Genomic DNA, 22,852 nt, shown 5'->3' on the forward strand with positions numbered 1-22,852 from the left:
TATGTCCATTAAATTACTGCAACTCGTGTAACGTACCATTATTTATTGATATTTTCGATAATGAATTGAGCTTTGTTTGAAAATAAAAAAAGTCAATGATTTTATAAAGGTACGACCACATTCGATATAAAGTTATCGGTAACAAAATATGATGTTCTGTACGCAGTCGTGCCAAGAGTAGGGAATCAAATTGTTACAGATGTTACAGCGGTGAAAAGATCAGCGTTCATAACGTGATAGTCGCGTGTTTACCTCGAAGCAGTTACGGGCACTAGTATGCGTATGACTTAATAGACAATGAAAGGGAACGGGTGCTTATTGGTCTAATTGAATGCCAAATATACTAGGCAGATCGCTTTTTAAGCACTTAAATCAAAAAGATAAAATTTATTGTTGACCAGATAAATTAATCCGTTAAAGTACGCCTCGTTCTCACGGCAAAGGTCGCTGAGACAGATGGTGTCTAACCCATCGCATGATTGCGTTGCCCTGGTGGTGGAATTGGTAGACACAAGGGATTTAAAATCCCTCGGCGTTCGCGCTGTGCCGGTTCAAGTCCGGCCCGGGGCACCATCAAAATCTTTAGTGACAGAGATATAAAATCAGAAAGGCGCCTTGGCAGAGTGGCTATGCAGCGGATTGCAAATCCGTGGACCTCGGTTCGACTCCGGGAGGCGCCTCCACTATTTCGAAAGCCAGTCTTAAATGACTGGCTTTTTTCGTTTTTAGTCCGCCTTTTCGTAACCCTTCGCGCTTTCCTAAAGTCTCCCATGTTTTGATCACCATTCAATATTTTTAACGCGCTAATCATTGATTTTATAAATGTTAGACAACTCAATAATTGTATAGTGTGATTGGTGATAGTTTCTCTTCGATTGTAATCCGAACTTTTTGTATTACAGGCAGCAACCTAGCTAGCGTCATAGTTAGTATCGCTTGGTGCGTATATGCAGAAAGGAGGATTCTAGTCCTTAACGTGAGAGAAAAATAATGAAAACATTCAACCTTAAACCTACACTTTTACCCTTAACTTTGCTGCTCAGTTCGCCTGTAATGGCGGCACAAAATGGCACCATGATGCAGTATTTCCATTGGTATGTGCCAAATGACGGTGCACTCTGGACACAAGTTGAAAACAACGCTTCGGCACTATCTGACAACGGCTTTACTGCGTTATGGTTACCGCCCGCCTATAAAGGTGCTGGTGGTAGCAAGGACGTCGGTTATGGCGTTTATGATATGTACGATTTGGGAGAGTTTGATCAAAAAGGTTCGGTGCGCACCAAGTATGGCACCAAAGATCAGTACCTAAGCGCCATCAATGCTGCCCATAAAAACAATATCCAGATTTATGGCGATGTGGTGTTCAACCATCGCGGTGGTGCGGATGGAAAGTCTTGGGTTGATACCAAGCGAGTAGATTGGAACAACCGAAATATTGAACTTGGTGATAAATGGATTGAAGCGTGGGTAGAGTTTGATTTCCCTGGGCGCAACGACAAGTACTCAAACTTTCATTGGACGTGGTACCACTTTGATGGCGTGGATTGGGACGATGCTGGCGAAGAAAAAGCTATCTTCAAATTCAAAGGTGAGGGTAAGGCATGGGATTGGGAAGTTAGCTCGGAAAAAGGCAACTACGATTACCTTATGTACGCTGATCTAGACATGGATCACCCTGAAGTGAAGCAAGAGCTGAAAGACTGGGGCGAGTGGTATATCAACATGACGGGTGTGGATGGGTTTAGAATGGACGCGGTGAAGCACATCAAATATCAATACCTGCAAGAATGGATTGATCACCTACGTTGGAAAACAGGGAAAGAACTATTCACGGTCGGAGAGTACTGGAACTACGATGTTAATCAGTTGCATAACTTTATCACCAAAACTTCTGGCAGCATGTCTCTATTCGACGCACCGTTACATATGAACTTCTACAATGCGTCTAAATCGGGTGGTAGCTACGATATGCGTCAAATCATGGATGGTACGCTGATGAAGGACAATTCAGTCAAAGCGGTAACCTTAGTAGAAAACCATGACACTCAACCTTTGCAGGCTTTGGAGTCGACGGTTGATTGGTGGTTTAAGTCGCTCGCTTACGCGTTTATCTTATTGCGTGAAGAAGGCTATCCATCCGTGTTTTATGCAGATTACTACGGCGCGCAGTACAGTGATAAAGGGCATGACATCAATATGGTCAAAGTGCCTTACATTGAAAAGCTAGTAACACTGCGTAAAGATTATGCGTATGGCAAACAACATTCTTATCTCGACCACTGGGACGTAATTGGTTGGACTCGAGAAGGTGATGCAAAGCATCCACATTCAATGGCCGTGATCATGAGTGATGGACCTGGCGGCTCGAAGTGGATGTATACGGGTAAACCAAGTGCTCGCTACGTAGACAAGTTGGGTATCCGAACTGAAGAAGTTTGGACTGATGCGAATGGTTGGGCTGAGTTCCCAGTAAACGGCGGATCTGTCTCGGTTTGGGTTGGCGTTGAATAATCCATTCCTGTGATTTTGATACAGAGTAGGCAATTCTTGATAAAACTCTTCAATGAATCAATGTGTTATTTGATATTCATTCGACAAATGAGTAACTTATAGTTGAGCATAATCTAGAGGAAGATAAAGAATGGAATCTATTGCTGATGTATTGGTTGTGGCTATTGTGTTCGGTGCCATATTTGGGGGCGGGATAATAAAGTTAATCTTGAACCATCGTAAAGAAGTAAGAGCGTTGGAGATATCTGAACGTAATACGATGAGCCGAGAAGAACAAGATAACCTTAACAAGCAAATTGGTGACTTGAAGCGACGTGTTGAAGTGTTAGAGCGAATTGTCACAGATAACAAATATCAACTTGAAAAAGAAATCGCCTCTCTGTAGATCACCACTTAATCGTAAAGCCGGCGAAGTCCGGCTTTTTGGTGTCTGTACGTCATACCTTTCGGATGTTTAACTCAGCGTTCATCAAAAAAGTCTTTGTCGCGAATGTATTTACTCATAAAGTGATAAGAGAACGGTCGCATTAACCAACTAAATAAGGAGCGCCCAAGCCGTATGAGCGTTGGGGTGTTCTCGTATATTCTCCCGTTATATAACCATAGCATTTTGCCTACATGCCAATACAAAAAAGGTACGGGCGGCATAAAGGTCACGATGTCGATGTCGCAACAAATCCTGTATGTTTTGTGCCCCAAACGGTAGCGTTTCTTAAACGTCCAATCTCCGACAGCGGGCTGTCCGAAAGTGACCACGCGTTTAATGCTTTTGGGGTATTTTTTCTCAATATAGTCAGCAAAAACACTGCCAATCGCGCCACCTGAAGAGTGGCCAGTAATAGTGATTCTTTTTCCCCTGAGAATAAGTGGTACAACGATACCTTCGAGGCGTTCGATCACGGTCAACCCTAACCGATCTTCATTCCGGCTCGGTAAACTTTCTTGGAACAACAGATGATAGAAACCCGCGTGAATGCGATAGTTTAGTCCCAACCTTCGACAACTTCTCGTCCACATCGCGAAGTTCAACAACCAATCACTGATACTGTGTGAGCCTTTAATCACTACGACCACTTCACTCTGTTTTTTACTCCAGAGCACGCGAATCATAATCTTACCGTGTTCATTTCTAATGACTCGTTGCCCATTAGGATCGAATCCATATTGAGTTTGTCTGAAGACGCGAGGGTAGGCGAGATTACAAAGCACCGCATAGCGCTCGTATTGGTATCGTTTTAATGGTTTCACGTTATCTTTCTTAGTGGAGCCCAACGATTGACTGTAATTAATGAATATTAAGAATACGTGAACCTTGATTTAGGGTCGGTAGAGATTTTGTGTATTGGAATCGCGAATGAAAGACTCAAACTGGCTTAAATGCGTCAAGATGGTTTGGCGAGAGAGTTCATGATGTTCGCTAAGTACGTTAATTAGCTTTTTCAAAGCCTTACGATCTTGTTTATTGAGATTTGCTGTTTCTTTGAGTTGTGCGAAAAATTCAATTTGACTTGAAGTGTCGTTAAAGTCACCGAGCTTGTCTTGCAATAGTTTTAGTTGTTTCACGTTGTTTTTGTGCTGTTGGGAAGGATAGAGCGTGGAAAATCCTTCTAACAAATAACGAAGCGCTTTGCACTTTATCCGCATCGAATGAATCACGCTGTCACGACTTTTGTCCGAGATTTTGCGTCGTGCTTTATCAACTTTTTTAAATTGAACGGAGATTTTTTGGCTTGCGAAAAGTAACGCAGGTACGTTGCTATCCACTGGTTCGTGTTGCGTACTTCGCAACATACTATTCCTGATCAAAGTGCAGTGCGTTGTGTATTCTTGTGTAGCTAGCCAACGCGTAACTTTTGCTTGTTCGTAAGCACGTTCAGATTCTATAAAGCAAAAAAGTTGCTCAAGAGACGATTTGTGATTTGGGAGCATTTCAATGTATTGGTTTTTGTCCAAGATAAATACGTCCAAATCACGCAGCTTGTTTGTTTTCTTCATCATTATTCTTAAATGAGGTTTCAAAATACGCTGTTCAAAAGGAGGGATCAGTTCGCGAAGTAGTGAGCATAGTGAGCGTATGCGCCTCAGTGTGACGCGATATTGGTGTGTATATTCAGGATCCAAGTCGTCGATGACTCCCTGCTCCAGAGAGCGTGCATAATCAAATTCAGTAAGGAAGAAGTGGGGCACTACGAAGTCGAGTTCGGAGTCGGCATGTAAGGGTAAGTGAAATGATGGTTTTCGAAACATGATGAGCGCTATTTTGTTCTCTGAAATACACGTTAAGTTTATACCCATACTGTTAACTTGCGCGATTTGTTGGCTCTTCATTGATATAAAATGAGAAGGTTAAAAGGCACGAAAGCAAAGCGTATTGATGATCAAATAAGCAAAATGATCGCCCCTTGTTCGTTAGAGTCGTCTTTTTAACCATTTGAATAAAAAAGACTAATTTTTTGTTGACCAGATAAATTAATCCGTTAAAGTACGCCTCGTTCTCACGGCAAAGGTCGCGAGATAGATGGTGTCTAACCCATCGCATGATTGCGTTGCCCTGGTGGTGGAATTGGTAGACACAAGGGATTTAAAATCCCTCGGCGTTCGCGCTGTGCCGGTTCAAGTCCGGCCCGGGGCACCATCAAAATCTTTGGTGACAGAGATACAAAATCAGAAAGGCGCCTTGGCAGAGTGGCTATGCAGCGGATTGCAAATCCGTGGACCTCGGTTCGACTCCGGGAGGCGCCTCCATTCTTTTACTTGTCCATGAGTTCCGATAGTAACCTGTAGGATCTCAACTTCTCAGATTGTTCAAACACCATCGTGTTTACCATAATTTCATCTGCCCCAGTGCGTTCCAAAAGTTTCTCAATTTTCTGTCTTACATATGTTTGATCACCATGGATAGATTCACGTAATTGAGTTTCAACGTGAAGCTTTTCCTGTGCTGACCATAGTGGTGCCATACTTTTCACTGGTGCGCGAAGTTTTTCGCGATTGCCGCGAATCATTTTTAAGAATTTTTGCTTCTCTGTTGTCGCGAGAAAATCTGCATGTGACTGAGTATCCGCTACGATAACGTTGGCACAAATCATCACATAGGGTTGAGCTAAATGCTCGGATGGGACAAACTCATCTCGATAAAAGTTTAGAGCACGAGACATTGCATCTGGAGCAAAGTGTGCAGCAAATGCGAAAGGTAAGCCTCTCTTAGCTGCTAAACGTGCGCTGTATGTACTCGACCCCAGAAGCCAAATCGGCAGAGATGTGTTGTTACCTGGATAAGCCGCGACTGGTTGATTTCGAGATACGGGACCAAGAAAGAAATTAAGTTCCTCCAACAGCTCTTCAAAGTCAGGATCCATATGCTCTGGTTCCCGCCTTAATGCATGCATTGTTTGGTAGTCGGTGCCTGGTGCGCGTCCTAATCCGAGGTCAATACGACCAGGGTATAATGCCTCTAACGTTCCGAATTGCTCTGCAATAACTAGTGGTGCATGGTTAGGTAACATGATTCCACCTGATCCTAAACGGATCGAGTTCGTGTGCGCTCCAATATGACTGAGTAATACACTGGTTGCGGCACTGGCGATGTCGGGCATGTTATGGTGTTCAGCCATCCAAAACCGATGATAGCCCCAGGACTCGATTGATTGAGCTAATTCAACGGAGCGTTCGAACGTTTCGGTGAAGTTTGTTCCGTCGGACACGGGTGCCAAATCCAGAACAGATAAACGAGGAAAAGACATAGGATAGTTATAGCCTGTTAATGAATCTTAACTATCATATGGTGGTGAAAGTTGACGTTTAAAAGGGGAGGATTAACCATTCACAATGGATTATTTTTCTTCAATGCCTGGAGAGCGTTTAGCTTACGAGTTTAGCTTTTGCTATGTGATAAAAGCGGCTTTATTACTGTAAGTGGCCACAGTGGTCGATGTCGTTGAATATTCGCATGTAGAACGTTTCCACAGCTACTTTAGATTAAAACATAGGCCTCTTTAACAGCGAACTGCTGTTGTCGACAATAGTGAACGAGCTAGCTTTAGAACGTTTTGACTGATACATAGACTTGTCTGCCGCTGTTAATAATTCATGTACATTCGACCCATGCTCAGGATAGAGTGCAATACCAATGCTAGCTCCGACGCATAACTCTTTACCTTTAAAATGAATTACTTTTTCTATTTCTTGGATATAGCGTAGTGCACATGCAGACAGAGACGTACCTGTTGTGTGTGAACGATGAATAATAATAAATTCATCTCCACCAAAGCGGCCTACCATGTCTGATTCGTCGATAATACTTGATAATCTACTAGCTACAGATTTTAACACTGCATCACCTGCCTCATGGCCATGGCTATCGTTAATATCCTTAAATAAATTTAAATCTATAAAAAACAAACTAAAACTATTCTCACTGCCTCTGAAATTACGCGTAAGCTGGATCAAATGTTTTTCTATTGCTCGACGATTGTAGATATTAGTTAAGGAGTCGTGCTCAGACAAAAATACCAAACTTTCTTTTTGACGATTTAGAACTGAAGTTTGATTCTCTACTTCTTCTTTAAGTTTTGATTTTGATATTGTTGTGTGGTTTAACAATGCCGCCATTTTATTGAAGTAACAAGACAGATTTTCAAATTCCGTGAATTGATTTTCTGAAGGGATTTTATAGTCAAAATTTGACCTGCTTAATTGTTTTATTCCATTTATAAACCTTTGAAAGCTTCTCTTGAACTTTATTTTTATATAAAAGCATAATAGCATAACAACCAGAGAGATAAAAATAATACCTGCTTGAGTGTAATAATTTAAATTTTGTAGTTTTGTAGACTTATTATTAAGTATTTTTTTATAAATATATATTATTTCATTATTCATATCCTGGGATACAATGTTTATTCTGGATTGTATGACAGGATTTGATTTATTATAATTTACGACTGAATCATAATGGCGATCTTTGTCTAGTAAATGATTATTTTCGTATTGAACTAAAAAATACAGTTCGAGATTCATTTTTTTTAGGTCTTTAGTAAGGTATAAAACATCTTCATTTTGAGATAATAATTCGTTTAATTTGTTATGAGAAATCATGAATTGTGTGAAATTGTTTTTTCCCCTATTTTGAGTGTAAGCCCAAAGATAACTACTTAATGACTCTAATGATATTTGTATGTCCATTATTTGGTTTAATTGTTTCTTGGCTTTATAATCTTCTATTTTTATGAAGCTTATGTATACTATAACGCTGATACATAGTATTACGCTTAGACTGAATAGTGATGCTAAATAGTGGTTTAACGAACGATGCATTTTAATCTAGACCATCAAAATATGAATTGATATAGTTTTCTTTAAATATTTTTCTGTAATTTGGAATCTGTCCTTCTACATAGTTTTGTTTTAATGCCCAATTAGCTTCTGATTGTAATGTAAATAATAAAGAATTCGTTAAATTTAATCGAAAGTTATAATCATCCCAACTCCAAGATATTTCTTCAACTGTTGTGTTAAGTTTTTGTGATAGTATTTTCATTGTTAAATGAGGGTTTTTATCCATCCAGTTAATTGAGTGATGAAGTGACTTTATTATTTTCATTACTTCTTGATCTGATTTTTCAATGTGTATTTCTTTTGATACAAGCAAAAAGTAAAGTTTATACACGCCAATAATTCCTATGTTCTTTACTTCTTCATTTATTCTATTCTTGGCCATAAATCCGTATGGCTCCCAAGTAGATATTGCATCGACGTTTCCTTGCATTAAATGATTTATAATAACCTGCGTTGTTGATGATATTTTTTCTACTTTTTCTAAATCAATGTCATTTACCTGTAGCAACAAGTCTAAGTAATATTCGCTAGCGCTCTTTTTTATTACACCAACCTTTTTTCCTGGTAATTTATCTATACTTTCTATGCCAGACCGCTTTTTAGTTAGCAGCTTAATATCATTCGTAGAAGATGCAAAAGAAGTGATTAATGCTAAATCTTTGTATTCAAAGCTTTTAAACATCAGTACGCTTTCAGAAAAAGTGGCGTAATTAACATGGTTTTCTAGAAGTAGGTTTGAACATTCGACCCCTCCAAAGCACATGATAAGTTCGACGTTTAAATCGTTTTCTTCAAACGCACCTATGTGCTCTGCAATGATAAAAGGGGCTGACAGAGGCGTCTTAGATATACCGATTGTTGTAGGTTTGTGGATAGCATTTGATACCGTTGTTAATTTTAAATAAGCAACTACTAATGCAGAAAGAACTAAAATTATGATAACTGTAGAAATCTGTTTTGTATCCATCAAAAACAACTCCCTTCATAATAGTAGTAATTAATCTATCAGTTAAATGAGTGTAGTTGCTTATTGGGTTGATGCTAGGAGAGGAGAGGATTTATTTGTATCGTGCCAAATTTATGAGTACCTAGGGGTAATTTCGGTAACTGGCTTAGATATAAAGAATTTATCTTGAGTTAGTTCAAGTTGTAGCAAATAACTGATTTCATAACATGATGATTTATGGAGAGATATCAACTTTTTAAGTTGAAAAATTGTACTCCATTTTTGCCATTTTTCTTTATCTCATACATTGCGTGATCGGCTTTTTGATACACTTCATTAAACGGTTGCTTTCCTTTGTTAAAGAGACAAACACCGATACTCATTCCTATCGTTACTTTATGTAAGTCTTGATTTATCGCTGGAATGATTGAATCTAAGAGTTGATTGCAAAGTTGGGATATTTCCTCTCGACTTGAATGCCAGTTTAAGATAACAAATTCATCGCCTCCTATGCGTCCAACTTGAGACTTGCTTGACGCAAGCTCTGTTAAGCTATTGGCGATATTGATGAGGAGGGTGTCGCCAGTATGATGGCCTAGCTGGTCGTTAACTGCTTTAAAATTATCTATATCAACAAACACTAAAGCAGACTGCTGAGACGGTTCGGTTTGAGGTTGATGATTAAAGTTTTCCTCAATTGCTTTTCTATTTAACAATCCAGTCAATGGATCACTCGAAGCCAACTTGGCCAGTTGCTGCTCATAACGCTTTTCTTTTGTAATATCGATATGAGTACCCATCATCCGTAGTGGTTCGCCATCAGAACCATACTCGACGATGCGCCCTCGATCGTAGACCCAGCTATCACTGCCGTCTTTATGAATCATGCGATGTACTACCTCATAAAGGTCGGTCTTGCCTGCTAGGTGATCTTCAAATGCACCCACTGCAAGATCATAATCTTCAGGGTGGAGATTGTTTTTCCACGTTTCAACCGTCGCGGTTAACTCATGGGGCTGATAACCTAGCATTTTTCCCCACTGCATATTGAATATCGTCAAAGTACCTGAAGGAATATGCTGCTCCCACAAACACAGTCCATTACTGTCGAGTGCAGCATTCAACTTTTCTTGTAGTCGCGCATTCTTCCGCTTCAGCTCTTCATTTTCTTTTTCTAAGCAGGCAATTCGAGTTAGATATTCTTCCATTTTGCGCATAATTTACGTCGTTTTCGGAGCGACAATATACGAAAAATACTTTGCAATTTCTATGATTGAGCTTGGAGATATAAATATTGAATATGCGGTAAATAATAAAGAATCGGTGATGTTACTTAAGAGCAGTAAAGTAAATGCTTGGAAAACAAAGAAGGAAATAGGGGGTAAGCGAGGGGCTCTCCTGGTGCAAAGTCTTAAATGGAGGCCTTTGCACCGGGACTACTGAGGGTTAGCGGTTTAGTGCACCACAACGCTCAGGTTGGTATGTGATATCGACAATTTCAATTGTCTTCACTTGATTATTTGGCATTGGCCAGTCAAGTTTTTGGCCGACAGACAAACCGATCAGTGCGCTGCCTACGGGTGCAAAAATAGAGATATCATCACTGCTTTTCAGTTCAGAAGGGTAAACCAGTGTCTTTGTCATGGTTCTATCTTCACCTGAAAATTTAAACTCTACAGTCGAGTTCATCGTGACCACGTTATCTGGCATTTGTTCTGGCTCAAGAACTGTTGCTCGGTCGAGCTCTGCTTCTAATTCCACAAGCTCCGCTGCGATGTTTGGCATTTTATCCAACAAGGCCGTGATTCGGTTCATATCTAAGCTTGAGATGTAGATAGAATTGTTTTCTGACATTTTATGACTCCCAAATAAAAGGCCGCCTCACAAAAATGGGACGGCACTCTATATGTCAATTACGGTATCAATCATATGGACGCTATTCCATATGAACTAAACCTGATTTTAGTCTTTATAATGCGACTTAGCTAGTAAAAAATTTTTATTGTGAAGCTTGATTTTTCTAAAACTTTCAATCACTTCAGATATTGTTCTCTGATCACCTTGAAACGGTGAAGTCAAGTGAGTGCGTCGTTTAGAAGCAAAACAGGATTTATCGTAGGTGTGCTCGGTTTCGATGGTCAGTCTTACTTCATAAAGCAAAACGGTATAGTCCGTTGCTAGCATGGCTTCGGTTATCTCAGTTTGTTAAAACTACCAATATCCGTTAATAAATTACTTTTTATTTCGCAATAGTCAGATAAATACGTTCATCTACCCCTTTAGGGTAGTTTGAAATTGTAATTGATTTACATCATGTATTAATTTTCTTTCACAATTAACAATGAGCTCAGTGATAAGAACCTAACCCTTAGGAATTATAATGAGCAAGTTGAAGCTAGTAGTCATCGGTAACGGTATGGTAGGGCACCGTTATATTGAAGACTTAGTCGAGAAAGCTGATATGTCTAATATAGACATTACGGTTTTCTGTGAAGAACCTCGTGTCGCATACGACCGTGTGCACCTTTCCTCTTACTTTTCTCACCATACTGCAGATGAACTTTCTTTAGTAAAAGAAGGCTTCTACGAGAAACACGGTATTAACATGCTGATCGGCGAACGCGCGATTAACATCAACCGTGAAAACCGCATTGTTTACTCAAGCACTGGCCGTGAAGTTCAATACGACAAGCTGATTCTTGCTACTGGCTCATTCCCATTTGTTCCACCTATCAAAGGTCACGAAAGCAAAGACTGTTTTGTTTACCGTACTATCGAAGATCTTAAAGCGATCGAAGCGTGTGCGAAGAAGAGCAAATCAGGCGTTGTTGTCGGTGGTGGTCTGCTAGGCCTTGAAGCAGCAGGCGCACTGAAAGCACTAGGTGTAGAAACGCACGTTGTTGAGTTCGCGCCAAAACTAATGGCTGAGCAACTTGACCTGGCTGGTGGTAACCAGCTTCGTCAAAAGATCGAGCGTATGGGCGTGAACGTTCACACCAGCAAAAATACGCTTGAGATTGCGCCAGAAGGCACAAACGCACGCAACGTTATGCGTTTTGCTGACGGTTCAGAACTAGAAACAGACTTCATCGTATTCTCTGCAGGTATTCGTCCACAAGACAAACTAGCACGCCAAATGGAGCTAGAAGTGGCACCTCGTGGCGGTGTTGCTATCAACGATCATTGTCAGACTTCTGATGAGAACATCTACGCGATTGGTGAGTGTGCGTCTTGGAACGAAATGTTCTACGGCCTTGTTGCTCCTGGCTACAAGATGGCGACAGTTGCCGTTGATCACCTACTAGGTAACACAGAAAGCAAATTCGAAGGCGCTGACATGTCTGCGAAGCTGAAACTTCTAGGTGTAAAAGTAGGTTCAATCGGTGACGCGAACGGTCGTACTGAAGGTTGTAAGAGTTACGTTTACCAGAACGAAGAACAAGAAGTCTACAAACGTCTTATCGTTTCTAAAGACAACAAGAAACTGCTTGGCGCGGTTATGGTTGGCGATACGTCTGACTACGGCGACCTGCTTCAACTTATGTTGAACGAAATCGACCTACCAGAACACCCAGATGCGTTGATCCTTCCTGCACACGCAGGCGCTGAGAAACCAGCACTAGGTGCAGATGCTCTACCAGAAAGTGCAGTGATCTGCTCTTGTTTCGACGTAACCAAAGGCAAGATCACACAAGCGGTTGCTGATGGTCACCACACATTGGGCGACATCAAAGCCGTGACGGGCGCGGGTACAGGCTGTGGTGGTTGTATTCCTCTAGTGACGTCTGTTCTAAATGCTGAGCTTGCTAAATCTGGTATCGAAGTGAAGAACGACGTGTGTGAGCACTTTGCATACTCACGCCAAGAGCTGTTCCACCTAATCCGTATTGAAGAGATCAAAACGTTTGATGAGCTTCTAGAGAAATACGGTAAAGGTTACGGCTGTGAAGTTTGTAAACCACTGGCTGGTTCTATCTTGGCTTCTTGCTGGGGTGAGCACATCCTTAAGCCACAACTGGTTAAGCTGCACGACACGAACGATAACTTCCTAGGTAACATCCAAAAAGACGGTACTTACTCTGTTATCCCACGTATGGCGGGTGGTGAAGTAACACCTCAAGCACTGAGTGCACTAGCGAACGTTGCAGCAGAATACAACCTATACACCAAAGTAACCGGTGCTCAACGTATTGGTCTGTTTGGTGCTCAAAAAGACGATCTTCCAGAGATCTGGCGCAAGCTTATCGACGCTGGTTTCGAAACAGGTCAAGCGTACGCAAAAGCACTTCGTATGGCGAAGACCTGTGTGGGCTCTACTTGGTGTCGTTACGGTGTTCAAGACTCTGTTGGTCTAGGTTCTTACATCGAGAACCGTTACAAAGGCATTCGTACACCTCATAAGATGAAGTTCGGTGTTTCTGGCTGTACTCGTGAGTGTGCGGAAGCACAAGGTAAAGACCTTGGCATTATCGCGACTGATGCAGGTTGGAACATGTACGTATGTGGTAACGGTGGTATGAAGCCTCGTCACGCAGACCTACTTGCAAGTGACCTAGATAAAGAAACGCTGATTAAGTACATCGACCGCTTCATGATGTTCTACATCCGTACTGCTGCGCCACTACAACGCACATCAGTTTGGATGGAAAACATGGAAGGTGGCGTTGACTACCTACGCGAAGTGATTGTTGAAGACAAACTTGGCATCAACGCTCAACTAGAAGCAGACGTAGCGAAGCTTGTAGACGAGTATGAGTGTGAGTGGACTGCGACCATCAACGACGAATCACAACTGACTCGTTTCGCGCACTTCATCAACTCTGACAAGCGCGATGAAAACGTCGTGTTTGTACAAGAGCGCGAACAGCACCGCCCAGCAACCTTCACGGAAAAGCACCCTGAAGCGAAAGGCGACATCCTACACGTAGCGATCACTGAAGCATAAGGGAAGGTTGATTATGTCATTTGAAAAGATTTGCCAAATCAGCGATATCGTACCGGGCACGGGTGTTTGTGCTTTGGTTGATGGTCAGCAAGTTGCGGTATTCCGCCCAACAAAAGCAGAAGAAGTGCTGGCGATCAGCAACACAGACCCGTTCTTCCAATCAAACGTGCTTTCTCGCGGTTTGATCTGTGAGCACCAAGGCGAGCTTTGGGTGGCTAGCCCACTTAAGAAGCAACGCTTTAACCTGACAACAGGTGCGTGCATGGAAGACGAGCGTTTTAGCGTGAAAGCGTACAAAACCCGCGTAACAAGCGGCGAAGTAGAAATCTCTGCGTAAGCTTGGTTTTCATTCCCTCCTCTTAGGGGAGGGAATGAACTGAAACCTAGATTTAATAGACAAAGGCTTTCCAAGCATCAACTCAGGGGAACAGGGAAGCGAGGTGTTGTAGACAGCGTTCAGGTGTCAACGGGAAGCCTTTCTCTATTCAATCTTTAACTTTTTAACTTTCAATTTTGGATAAGGACACATTCATGTCTACTGATTTTAAGCCTGCAGAATTCGTGCAAACCATGATCAATGTTGGTGAAGCGAAAACCAATACAAGCACGCGAGATCTTCTGCTTCGCGGTACGATGGCTGGCGTTATTCTTTCGCTTGCGGTGGTGGTTGCTATTACCGCGATTGTACAAACGGGTATCGGCCTTGTAGGAGCACTTGTTTTCCCCGTTGGTTTCGTAATTCTAAGTGTGATGGGTTATGACCTAGTAACCGGTGTTTTTGGTCTAGCGCCTCTGGCTAAGTTTGCGAACCGTCCGGGCATCACTTGGGGTCGTATCTTCCGTTGTTGGGGTCTTGTGGGCTTGGGTAACCTTATCGGTTCTCTGATCGTTGCTTACCTAGTGGCTATCTCTCTAACAGGTAACTTCTCTCTAGAACTGAACGCAGTAGCGAAGAAATTTGTCGCTGTTTCTACCGCGCGTAGCCTTGGTTTTGAAAACATGGGTATGGACGGATGGATCACATGTTTCGTACGCGGCATCTTCTGTAACCTAATGGTGTGTCTAGGCGTTATCGGCAACATGACGGCACGTTCGGTGTCTGGTCGCGTAGCAATGATGTGGTTCCCAATCTTCATCTTCTTTGCGCTAGTATTTGAACACACTGTAGTAAACATGTTCCTATTCCCACTAGGTATGATACTAGGTGCGGATTTTGGTATCGCGACTTGGTTGAACTTCAACCTTATTCCAACCATTCTAGGTAATATTGTTGGTGGTCTCGTAATGACTTGTATTCCACTGTACCTAACTCACGCGAAAACAGCGCCTTCTATCAACGTAGTTGAAGAAGAAGTAAAAGCAGAGCCTGCAATCGCAAAATAAACCGCTTTTATCTGGCCCTACCTATGGTAGGTAGGGCTGTTCAACTCATTTAACTTTCGATAAGTATTGTATTGATTTAGCTATAAAAAGTAATAACTCCTTGGGGTGATTTTAACCTTGAGTTAATGACTTGAGTGTTACTTTTTATGTCCAAATTTTCGATAGGCGTTGATATGACAACTGTTAACTCATCTTTAAACAGCGGCTTTGTTTCTCTTGTTGGTGCAGGTCCTGGTGATCCTGATTTACTCACAGTAAAAGGCTTAAAAGCCATTCAAGCGGCTGAAGTTCTGGTGTACGACCGATTGGTGTCGAAAGATATTCTTGAATTGGCTCATGCATCAGCAGAGATGATTTACGTTGGCAAAAAATTGGACTTTCACTGCGTGCCTCAAGATCAAATCAATCAAATCTTGGTGCAGAAAGCGCAAGAAGGTAAGCGTGTTGTACGTCTGAAGGGCGGTGACTCATTTATATTTGGCCGTGGTGGTGAAGAGCTAGAAGAGCTAGCCGAATTTGGCATCAAATACGAAGTGGTTCCGGGTATTACGGCGGCGGCGGGCGCGACGGCTTATGCTGGTATTCCATTAACACACCGCGACCATGCACAAAGCGTTCAATTTATCACTGGTCATGTACAAAAAGATGGTCGTGAGATTGAATGGCATTCACTAGCGCAATCCAACAACACACTTGTGTTCTATATGGGTTTGAAGCAAAGCGGCCATATTATGGATAAGCTGGTCACTCACGGGTTAGATCCTGAGATATCATGCGCCATTATTGAAAACGGTACGCGCCCAGAGCAGCGCGTGTTCCAAGGAAAGTTGAACGAGCTATCGATCATGGCAGAGCAAGCCGTGAGCCCAGCATTGATTGTGGTTGGCAGCGTGACTCAACTTCACAACAAGTTGGATTGGTTCGCAAAGTAATACTGCTCAGAAGTGACTATATTTTACAGGGGCTTTGTTGCCTCTGCATTTCTTGCTTACGCATAGGCATTTGATCAATGAGGTTGTTGATAAACGGCCAGTCTGTTTCTGCGCCCCAACGGTGCTTTTCTAGACCATCTTTACCAAGCAAAATAGCGGTATGAGAACCTTTTTCGACCTCATAAAGACGAGCTAGCATTTTTAGGTCGAACTCTTCTTTAAGCCAAGCAGGAAAAGTATAACCTTGTTCTGTAATGACCAGCGTGACGACATCTCTGTCTTCCAACTCACACTCATTCATAAGTGTTTCTAGCAAGAATTGTTTGACGTATTCATCATTTTCTGGCGCAAAGTAGAGCACACTTCTATGTGGCCAGTATTTGGAGTGCGCTGGATAACCAAATGCTGTCGATGACAAGATACAAGAAAGCAGTATCACTAGTAACTTTCCGCCCATGACAGTTCCCCTAGAAACCCAAATAACTTTTTATACGTTAAGTTTAGTGGAATTGGCTCATTGTGCTTTTTCCAAAACTGGCATAGGGTAGGCAGCAAATAAATTGAGCGTAGAAATAGATGAGTTCGGAAAGCAAACAAAAAATCGCCATTTTGGTTGATGTACAGAATGTGTATTACACCTGTCGCGAAGCGTATCGAAGCAATTTTGATTACAACCAGTTTTGGTATGTTGCCACACAAGGGAAAGAGGTGGTAAGTGCTCGTGCTTATGCTATTGCGAGCAATGATCCCAAGCAACGTCAGTTCCACCATATTCTTCGGGGTGTTGGCTTTGAGGTGATGCTTAAACCCTACATCCAGCGTCGTGATGGTAGCTCGAAAGGCGATTGGGATGTGGGTATTACTCTCGATGCAATTGAAATTGCTCCCGAAGTTGAGGAAGTGATTCTAGTTTCGGGAGATGGAGACTTTAGTCTGCTAGTAGAGAGAATTCAGCAGCGCTTCAATAACACGGTGACCGTTTATGGTGTACCTAAGCTAACATCCCAAACTCTGATTGATTGTGCCGACAATTTTGTCGCGATTGATGACGATTTCTTGCTGTAGTAATAGTGCAATAAAGAAAGGCGAGTCACTCAGGCTGTACGAAACGTACAATGACTCGCCTCTAATTTATCGTTGATTTGGCTAGTTACGAAGGAATGATCATTTGCCCTAGCAAGTAACCCAAGCAACACGCACCAATCACGCCGATTAAGCCCACAGACATGAATGAGTGGTTGAAGTACCACTTACCAATCTTAGTTGTGCCCGAGGTATCGAAGTTCACAGTCGCGATATCTGAAGGGTAGTTTGGAATAAAGAAGTAGCCGTATACCGCTGGCATCAAGCCGATAAGCAGCGCAGGTTCCAAACCTAAGCCGAGACCAACAGGCAGCATCATGCGAGCCGTTGCAGCTTGAGAGTTCACCACAACCGACACAATGAATAACGCAAGCGCGAATGTCCAAGGATAGTTGGTTATCATCTCAACGATGCCAGATTTAAATTGAGGCATAGCGTACTGGAAGTAGGTATCTGACATCCATGCAATACCGAAGATAGCAATCGCCGCCACCATACCAGATTTAAATACCACCCCATTTGGTACGTCACGCGGGTCAGTTTTGGTCGCAAGCAAAATGATACCGCCGAAGCAGAGCATCATCATTTGAATCACAACTGCCATGCTGATTGGCTTCGAGCCATCTACGATGGTACGAATGTCTGGCCACATCGCGATAACGACGATAACCAAGATAGAAGCAATGAACAGCAATACAGAGTTACGAGCACTTGTTGGTAGTACTTCATCAAGAGACGTTGCAGTTGTGTTGAGGATTTTTTCTCTCCACACAGGATCTTTCAAACGCTCTTGGTATTCTTCATCGTCGTCTAGCTCTTTACCACGCTTTAGGCTGTAAAGTGACATCAACAACGTACCGAATAGCGTTGCAGGTACAGTAACGAGCAGAATTGAGAGCAGAGTGATCTCGTGTTGAATATCAGAGAGTTGCGCCAAGTAGTAAACTACGGCCGCTGAAATTGGTGATGCCGTGATTGCGATTTGAGAGGCGACAGAAGCGGCAGCCATAGGACGCTCAGGACGAATGCCGTTTTTAAGTGCAACGTCGCCAATGATTGGCATGATAGAGTAAACCGCGTGACCTGTACCAAGTAGGAAGGTCATAAAGTAAGTCACGAACGGAGCAATAAGGGTGACGCGTTTTGGGTTCTTACGAAGCACACGCTCGGCAACTTGCAGCATGTATTTCAAACCGCCAGCGGCTTCAAGAATGGAAGCACATGTTACCACCGCTAAAATGATCAACATGACGGTGACAGGAGGAGAGGTTGGCGGCATCTTAAAGATGAAGACTTCAATCACCAAGCCAATTCCGGATACGACCCCAAGGCCTATACCACCATAACGTGAGCCGATATACAGCATCACGAGCAAAAATAGAAACTCAAGATACAACATGTGGATTTCCTTATTCAAAACAGAGGGCTACATAGCCAAATTACCTCTTTGTATTGTCTCGATATTCAGAAAGAAAATACTTCATGTTGTTCACAATCCGCTGGATAAGAAACAGCAATATTCAATTATTGGCAATAACTCACGCTACACAGGGGAACTGTTAACACAGTTTTATCAGGGTGTTTTTATGCTGTGTATTTTTGCGATCATGTGAGCGTTAAATGCGAAGAGGTTTAAGAGTTTGTTGCTATTCATCGCATACGTAACCAGACCTTACAGTTTCACAGAACGCGGAAATACAGTCATAACTAACCCTAAAGGTGCTTCTTTGTTATGAAAACGCAAAGGATAATAGTTTGCATTGCGATTGGTGCTTGGGTATAAAGGTGTCAGAATGACTACACCAACAATAAGCCATCATGTCTGAGCAATTTTTCCCGCAACTGTTTCAAACTTCGAGTGAGATTACACCTTATCTACACGGTGATATCGGCGAGATAGGGCAAGAAGCTATCCATATCGAGAATGATATCAACCCGATCATCCAAGGCCTTTACCAGCAAATCTCGGAGGCTCATCCGGAAGCGGGAAAAGCATATTGGTTGACAAGAACGTGGGATTTACTTTGTTGGCAGCCAGTTTATGTCGCATTCATCTCTATTTACGGTTACCACACGTTGCCAAACATTCGCGAGATAGCGCAGCACCTCAAACCTTGTTTTGTTTCTGGGTACCGATTCGCCGACGAAGCGCATATACATGGCGAGCCAGAAGCGTTGATAAAAGAGGCGGGGCGTCAAATCCGAGAACTGTTCGACTTCTATCAACAAGAGATGAGTCAATGGACACGCATTCGTCCTGGCTTCACCCATCAATTGATGTCGGACGGAATCATGGCTTGTTTAATTCGTCTCCAACAGCGCTTTCCGCAAATGACTAACTCGACACTTCAGGAGCATGCGGTCTTGTGGCTAAGCGCAATGGGTTTGGATGTTGATAATAGCCGCTCACTTCATGAGACGGAATCTGATCAGCCGCTAAAGTTAGTAAGAAAAAGTTGTTGTTTAGTCTATAAGTGTGAAGGCAGAAAGCTTTGTGCAGATTGTCCTCGTTTAGAGGAAAATCGACAGCTTATGAGCAAGAAGGTTCTTAATTAACATTTATTTAACTTGTGTAACAGTGCTCGATTTGAGAGTGAGAATAAGTATCATTGCATGCTCTTGTTGACAACAAAAAGATAAATACAATGATGAAAAGGACGTTTTCTTTCAATCTCATCGTACTTGCGATGAGCAGTGGATACGCAGTTAGCTCAATAGCAGCAGAAGATCTTCAACAAACATCGACTCCGAGCGATGAGCAATTGGTTGTTGTAGGCAGTGTGATGCCGAAATCGATCTCCGATATTCCAGGAACGGTTTGGTTTGTTGGCCAAGAAGAGATTGCTCAGCAATATCGTGCGGGCAAGACACTGGGTGATATTCTTTCTGCAACCATCCCTTCTTTAGACGTCGGCACCGGTGGTCGAACTAACTATGGTCAGAACCTTCGCGGTAGAGCAATGTTGGTAATGATTGATGGTGTCTCGTTACAGTCTTCTCGCCCGATTAGTCGTCAGTTAGATGCAATAGACCCATTCAACATCGAGCGAATTGAAGTACTATCTGGTGCAACCTCCATTTATGGTGCAGGCGCTACTGGTGGTGTTATTAACATTATCACCAAGAAAGCGTACTCGGATGACTTGTCGTTTGAATCCTACGTGAGTGGCACTACAGGCTTTAATAGCAGCGATGACTTTGATTACAAACTCGCTCAGTCTATCTCGGGTGGTAATGAGCGAATTACCGCTAGAGGTTCGGTTGTGTACACCGAGACACAAGGTGCATTTGACGCAAATGGCGACATTGTCACCCCAGACATTTCACAGGGCTCTTTGCAGTATAATTCAACGCTCGATGTTATGGGATCGACCGAGATTCAAATCTCCGATGCCAGCAAGTTAAACCTTGTCGCACAATACTATGACAGCCAGCAAGATTCGCCATACGGTTTGTACATTGTTAACAATAAATTTGTTGATGTACGAGAGGGGTTCGATTCCGACCGTGAACATGGTACAGAGCGAGTTCTCTTAAGTGCGAACTACGCTCACGACAGCGTATTCGGTCATCAACTGATAGGCGAGTTATCTTACCGTAGTGAAGACCAAACCTTTACTCCTTATTACCAAAGTGCCTCTCAACAAAAAACAGAAGTTTTTGCTGGGCGCTTAGCGTTAGCTAAAAGCTGGGAGTCATTCAAACTTGTTTATGGTGTCGATGCGTACTTAGACCGTTTTGAAAGTAACCAGGCTCTGTTCGATCCAACCATTGCGAACAGCTCTGGGAACTTAATTAATCGAACCTATGCCGAAGTGGGGCGTTACCCAGATGTTGATGTGGCGTCTTACGCAATGTTTGTCCAAGGGGATTACCAAATCAATCAAGATTGGTCAGTACAAGCAGGCTACCGCTACCAATACATGGACAATAAGATTGATGATTTTGTTGCCTATAGTATACAAAAGAAGATCGCATCGGGTAATGGTGTATCAGCGGATGCGGTACCAGGTGGCAGCACTGACTACTCTGTGAGCTTATTTAATTTGGGCACCATTTATCAGCTTAACGATGAATCTCAGCTTTGGGCGAACTTCTCTCAAGGTTTCGAACTCGCTGATCCTGCAAAGTACTACGGCCAAGGTAGCTACGATGCCGCGGATGCAAATGGTCACTACGCGTTGAACAATAGCATTAACGTATCTGACTCAAAAATGTCGGGCATCAAAACGGACAGCTATGAAATTGGTTACCGATTAGATACGGATACTGTCGCACTGCAAGCGGCGGGTTACTACTCGGTGTCGGATAACTCAATCAAGTATGACAAGAAGACGCTCCTAATCACCAATGTTGATGACGAGCAACGTGTATACGGTGCCGAAGCAAACATTAACTACTGGGTAAACCGTGATATTTTGTTAGGTGCATCAGGTCACTATGTGGTTTCTGAGCTGAAAACCAACGGTAAGTGGGAAGATCTAAGTGCGGGTAAAGCAAGTACATCAAAAGCGAACGCGTGGGCGGCTTACTATCAGGATGGCTATTCACTACGTCTACAAAGCCAGACGATGTTTGATTACGAAGATGACGCAAACAACAAACTAGATGGATACACTACGTTTGATCTTCTTGGTAACGTAACACTACCTATCGGGCAGTTAGGTTTTGGTATTCAAAACCTATTTGACGAAGACTACACAACCGCTTGGGGACAACGTGCGCAGATTCTTTATGCAGCACACTACGATGCAGCAGCGTACGACTACAAAGGAAGAGGTCGCACATTCACACTGAACTACAGTGTTGAATACTAAAGCTAACTCGCTCCAAATATCAAAAAAGCCGCTTGAAGCGGCTTTTCTTTTAGGCTTGATCTGTCTGCGCTGTGTCTACAACGTTTTCCGTGTGTTCTGAAGCTTGGTTTTGTTCTTCAGCTTCCATTTTCGCGCGTTCAGCTTTGGAGATATAACGCGGCTTATTGCTCTTATGTAGCTTAGCGTTATGCTTCTTCTGCTTCGCTTTCAAGATCTGATTGATTTTCTTCTTGCGGTTCATGGTGGTGGTCCTTTAATTTAGCGAGGCAGGATAGTTACTTTTTTATCAAGTTACAACTAAATAAGCGCCGGTATCGGTCGCAAAATTCAAGTACGTTCCTATGTCCAATCATCTATCGCGTTTTAATGGAGCCCAAATGAAAACACTGTACACCGAACGTTTGATACTGCGTCTTGTGAGTGTAGATGATGCACCATTTATACTAGAACTTTATAACCACCCAGACTTCTACCGTTTTGTCGGAGACAAACAAATTCGTACCGAATATGAAGCGGCGCGTTACATAAAAGAAAACATGCTACGCATGCAACAAATTAAAGGCGTGAGTTTACTCGTTGTAGAGAAGAAAGAAGATGGGCAACCCATCGGGATTTGTGGGTTGGTTAAACGTGACACATTACAACACTATGATCTCGGATATGGATTTTTACCTTCCGCTTATGGCTTCGGCTACGGAACGGAGTCTGCAACCGCAGTGCTGGAATACGCTAGAGAGGAAATGAAACTCGATAATTTGGTTGCCATCACCAATAATGACAATATTCGTAGTATAAGTTTGCTCAAAAAACTGGGCTTTGAGTTTGAACGAGTTGAGCAGCAATATGATAATGGCCGCACGTTAGAACTTTACACAATGATGTTGTGATTTTTGGA

20 protein-coding genes and 4 tRNA genes are annotated in these 22,852 nt (G+C 42.6%); 14 read left to right on the forward strand and 10 right to left on the reverse strand.

Annotation, left to right across the window (positions count from 1 at the left end):
* Nucleotides 1-486: 486 nt before the first annotated feature.
* From J4N40_RS17890 to J4N40_RS17905, 4 genes are all read left to right on the forward strand, one after another.
* A tRNA-Leu gene (locus J4N40_RS17890) sits at nt 487-573 on the forward strand.
* 36 nt (nt 574-609) lie between these two features.
* A tRNA-Cys gene (locus tag J4N40_RS17895) sits at nt 610-683 on the forward strand.
* 307 nt (nt 684-990) lie between these two features.
* Nucleotides 991-2,514 carry an alpha-amylase gene (amyS, locus tag J4N40_RS17900; RefSeq protein ID WP_250654632.1) on the forward strand — a complete coding sequence of 508 codons (1,524 nt, stop codon included), beginning with the start codon at nt 991-993 and terminating at the stop codon, nt 2,512-2,514.
* A 130-nt stretch (nt 2,515-2,644) separates the two neighbouring features.
* A complete protein-coding gene (locus J4N40_RS17905) occupies nt 2,645-2,899 on the forward strand; it encodes a hypothetical protein (protein ID WP_005375990.1) in 255 nt (84 codons plus the stop codon).
* A 74-nt stretch (nt 2,900-2,973) separates the two neighbouring features.
* Here the strand turns inward: J4N40_RS17905 and J4N40_RS17910 are convergent, their stop codons facing one another.
* A complete protein-coding gene (locus J4N40_RS17910; RefSeq protein ID WP_005375991.1) occupies nt 2,974-3,762 on the reverse strand; it encodes a lipase family protein in 789 nt (262 codons plus the stop codon).
* 69 nt (nt 3,763-3,831) lie between these two features.
* Nucleotides 3,832-4,761: a CHAD domain-containing protein gene (locus tag J4N40_RS17915; protein ID WP_025767733.1), complete on the reverse strand. Its 930-nt coding sequence runs from the start codon at nt 4,759-4,761 to the stop codon at nt 3,832-3,834.
* Nucleotides 4,762-5,062: 301 nt separating this feature from the next.
* On the opposite strand from J4N40_RS17915, the gene J4N40_RS17920 reads away from it, so the two are divergent.
* Both J4N40_RS17920 and J4N40_RS17925 read left to right on the forward strand, forming a co-directional pair.
* Nucleotides 5,063-5,149, forward strand: a tRNA-Leu gene (locus J4N40_RS17920).
* Nucleotides 5,150-5,185: 36 nt separating this feature from the next.
* A tRNA-Cys gene (locus J4N40_RS17925) sits at nt 5,186-5,259 on the forward strand.
* 5 nt (nt 5,260-5,264) lie between these two features.
* Here J4N40_RS17925 and J4N40_RS17930 read toward each other — a convergent pair.
* The 5 genes from J4N40_RS17930 to rnk form a co-directional block, all read right to left on the reverse strand.
* Entirely contained in the window at nt 5,265-6,257 is a 993-nt protein-coding gene (locus J4N40_RS17930; protein ID WP_005376038.1) for an LLM class flavin-dependent oxidoreductase, read from the reverse strand.
* 235 nt (nt 6,258-6,492) lie between these two features.
* Entirely contained in the window at nt 6,493-7,698 is a 1,206-nt protein-coding gene (locus J4N40_RS17935; protein ID WP_226977227.1) for a GGDEF domain-containing protein, read from the reverse strand.
* A 133-nt stretch (nt 7,699-7,831) separates the two neighbouring features.
* A complete protein-coding gene (locus tag J4N40_RS17940; protein ID WP_005376042.1) occupies nt 7,832-8,818 on the reverse strand; it encodes an ABC transporter substrate-binding protein in 987 nt (328 codons plus the stop codon).
* A 227-nt stretch (nt 8,819-9,045) separates the two neighbouring features.
* Nucleotides 9,046-10,005, reverse strand: coding sequence for a GGDEF domain-containing protein (locus J4N40_RS17945; RefSeq protein ID WP_025767735.1), 960 nt, complete (start codon nt 10,003-10,005; stop codon nt 9,046-9,048).
* A gap of 238 nt (nt 10,006-10,243) precedes the next feature.
* Nucleotides 10,244-10,651 carry a nucleoside diphosphate kinase regulator gene (gene rnk / locus J4N40_RS17950; protein ID WP_005390213.1) on the reverse strand — a complete coding sequence of 136 codons (408 nt, stop codon included), beginning with the start codon at nt 10,649-10,651 and terminating at the stop codon, nt 10,244-10,246.
* 526 nt (nt 10,652-11,177) lie between these two features.
* On the opposite strand from rnk, the gene nirB reads away from it, so the two are divergent.
* From nirB to cobA, 4 genes are all read left to right on the forward strand, one after another.
* A complete protein-coding gene (nirB, locus tag J4N40_RS17955) occupies nt 11,178-13,742 on the forward strand; it encodes a nitrite reductase large subunit NirB (protein ID WP_115386659.1) in 2,565 nt (854 codons plus the stop codon).
* A 13-nt stretch (nt 13,743-13,755) separates the two neighbouring features.
* The gene (nirD, locus tag J4N40_RS17960; protein WP_025767738.1) at nt 13,756-14,079 is read left to right on the forward strand and encodes a nitrite reductase small subunit NirD; all 324 of its coding nucleotides are present in this window, start codon (nt 13,756-13,758) and stop codon (nt 14,077-14,079) included.
* 194 nt (nt 14,080-14,273) lie between these two features.
* Nucleotides 14,274-15,125, forward strand: a complete 852-nt coding sequence (locus tag J4N40_RS17965; protein ID WP_025767739.1) for a formate/nitrite transporter family protein — start codon at nt 14,274-14,276, stop codon at nt 15,123-15,125.
* Nucleotides 15,126-15,298: 173 nt separating this feature from the next.
* Complete coding sequence (gene cobA, locus J4N40_RS17970; RefSeq protein WP_115386658.1) at nt 15,299-16,057, forward strand: uroporphyrinogen-III C-methyltransferase; 759 nt, start codon at nt 15,299-15,301, stop codon at nt 16,055-16,057.
* Nucleotides 16,058-16,073: 16 nt separating this feature from the next.
* On the opposite strand, the gene J4N40_RS17975 is transcribed toward cobA, so the two are convergent.
* Complete coding sequence (locus J4N40_RS17975; protein WP_005376058.1) at nt 16,074-16,514, reverse strand: DUF4174 domain-containing protein; 441 nt, start codon at nt 16,512-16,514, stop codon at nt 16,074-16,076.
* A 119-nt stretch (nt 16,515-16,633) separates the two neighbouring features.
* Here J4N40_RS17975 and J4N40_RS17980 point away from each other — a divergent pair, with 119 nt between their 5' ends.
* Nucleotides 16,634-17,122, forward strand: coding sequence for a LabA-like NYN domain-containing protein (locus J4N40_RS17980; RefSeq protein WP_005376059.1), 489 nt, complete (start codon nt 16,634-16,636; stop codon nt 17,120-17,122).
* A gap of 85 nt (nt 17,123-17,207) precedes the next feature.
* On the opposite strand, the gene J4N40_RS17985 is transcribed toward J4N40_RS17980, so the two are convergent.
* A complete protein-coding gene (locus tag J4N40_RS17985) occupies nt 17,208-18,539 on the reverse strand; it encodes an anaerobic C4-dicarboxylate transporter (protein WP_250654633.1) in 1,332 nt (443 codons plus the stop codon).
* A 419-nt stretch (nt 18,540-18,958) separates the two neighbouring features.
* Between J4N40_RS17985 and J4N40_RS17990 the strand changes: the two genes are divergently transcribed.
* Together J4N40_RS17990 and J4N40_RS17995 are read left to right on the forward strand one after the other, a co-directional pair.
* Nucleotides 18,959-19,696, forward strand: a complete 738-nt coding sequence (locus J4N40_RS17990; RefSeq protein WP_042520969.1) for a siderophore ferric iron reductase — start codon at nt 18,959-18,961, stop codon at nt 19,694-19,696.
* An 89-nt stretch (nt 19,697-19,785) separates the two neighbouring features.
* Nucleotides 19,786-21,957, forward strand: coding sequence for a TonB-dependent receptor (locus J4N40_RS17995; protein ID WP_017634648.1), 2,172 nt, complete (start codon nt 19,786-19,788; stop codon nt 21,955-21,957).
* Nucleotides 21,958-22,006: 49 nt separating this feature from the next.
* Here the strand turns inward: J4N40_RS17995 and J4N40_RS18000 are convergent, their stop codons facing one another.
* Entirely contained in the window at nt 22,007-22,198 is a 192-nt protein-coding gene (locus tag J4N40_RS18000; protein WP_005376066.1) for a DUF2986 domain-containing protein, read from the reverse strand.
* Nucleotides 22,199-22,334: 136 nt separating this feature from the next.
* On the opposite strand from J4N40_RS18000, the gene J4N40_RS18005 reads away from it, so the two are divergent.
* Nucleotides 22,335-22,844, forward strand: a complete 510-nt coding sequence (locus J4N40_RS18005) for a GNAT family N-acetyltransferase (protein WP_054865303.1) — start codon at nt 22,335-22,337, stop codon at nt 22,842-22,844.
* The last annotated feature ends 8 nt before the right edge of the window (nt 22,845-22,852 follow it).

It is taken from the genome of Vibrio sp. SCSIO 43097 (assembly GCF_023650755.1).
Classification (GTDB): domain Bacteria; phylum Pseudomonadota; class Gammaproteobacteria; order Enterobacterales; family Vibrionaceae; genus Vibrio; species Vibrio alginolyticus.

What these genes read in the sequence shown, in the direction of transcription:
- amyS (WP_250654632.1), top strand. Translation starts at nt 991, where the DNA reads ATGAAAACATTCAACCTTAAACCTACACTTTTACCCTTAACTTTGCTG.
- J4N40_RS17905 (WP_005375990.1), top strand. Translation starts at nt 2,645, where the DNA reads ATGGAATCTATTGCTGATGTATTGGTTGTGGCTATTGTGTTCGGTGCC.
- J4N40_RS17915 (WP_025767733.1), bottom strand. Translation starts at nt 4,761, where the DNA reads ATGTTTCGAAAACCATCATTTCACTTACCCTTACATGCCGACTCCGAA.
- J4N40_RS17930 (WP_005376038.1), bottom strand. Translation starts at nt 6,257, where the DNA reads ATGTCTTTTCCTCGTTTATCTGTTCTGGATTTGGCACCCGTGTCCGAC.
- J4N40_RS17935 (WP_226977227.1), bottom strand. Translation starts at nt 7,698, where the DNA reads ATGGACATACAAATATCATTAGAGTCATTAAGTAGTTATCTTTGGGCT.
- J4N40_RS17940 (WP_005376042.1), bottom strand. Translation starts at nt 8,818, where the DNA reads ATGGATACAAAACAGATTTCTACAGTTATCATAATTTTAGTTCTTTCT.
- J4N40_RS17945 (WP_025767735.1), bottom strand. Translation starts at nt 10,005, where the DNA reads ATGGAAGAATATCTAACTCGAATTGCCTGCTTAGAAAAAGAAAATGAA.
- rnk (WP_005390213.1), bottom strand. Translation starts at nt 10,651, where the DNA reads ATGTCAGAAAACAATTCTATCTACATCTCAAGCTTAGATATGAACCGA.
- nirB (WP_115386659.1), top strand. Translation starts at nt 11,178, where the DNA reads ATGAGCAAGTTGAAGCTAGTAGTCATCGGTAACGGTATGGTAGGGCAC.
- nirD (WP_025767738.1), top strand. Translation starts at nt 13,756, where the DNA reads ATGTCATTTGAAAAGATTTGCCAAATCAGCGATATCGTACCGGGCACG.
- J4N40_RS17965 (WP_025767739.1), top strand. Translation starts at nt 14,274, where the DNA reads ATGTCTACTGATTTTAAGCCTGCAGAATTCGTGCAAACCATGATCAAT.
- cobA (WP_115386658.1), top strand. Translation starts at nt 15,299, where the DNA reads ATGACAACTGTTAACTCATCTTTAAACAGCGGCTTTGTTTCTCTTGTT.
- J4N40_RS17975 (WP_005376058.1), bottom strand. Translation starts at nt 16,514, where the DNA reads ATGGGCGGAAAGTTACTAGTGATACTGCTTTCTTGTATCTTGTCATCG.
- J4N40_RS17980 (WP_005376059.1), top strand. Translation starts at nt 16,634, where the DNA reads ATGAGTTCGGAAAGCAAACAAAAAATCGCCATTTTGGTTGATGTACAG.
- J4N40_RS17985 (WP_250654633.1), bottom strand. Translation starts at nt 18,539, where the DNA reads ATGTTGTATCTTGAGTTTCTATTTTTGCTCGTGATGCTGTATATCGGC.
- J4N40_RS17990 (WP_042520969.1), top strand. Translation starts at nt 18,959, where the DNA reads ATGTCTGAGCAATTTTTCCCGCAACTGTTTCAAACTTCGAGTGAGATT.
- J4N40_RS17995 (WP_017634648.1), top strand. Translation starts at nt 19,786, where the DNA reads ATGATGAAAAGGACGTTTTCTTTCAATCTCATCGTACTTGCGATGAGC.
- J4N40_RS18000 (WP_005376066.1), bottom strand. Translation starts at nt 22,198, where the DNA reads ATGAACCGCAAGAAGAAAATCAATCAGATCTTGAAAGCGAAGCAGAAG.
- J4N40_RS18005 (WP_054865303.1), top strand. Translation starts at nt 22,335, where the DNA reads ATGAAAACACTGTACACCGAACGTTTGATACTGCGTCTTGTGAGTGTA.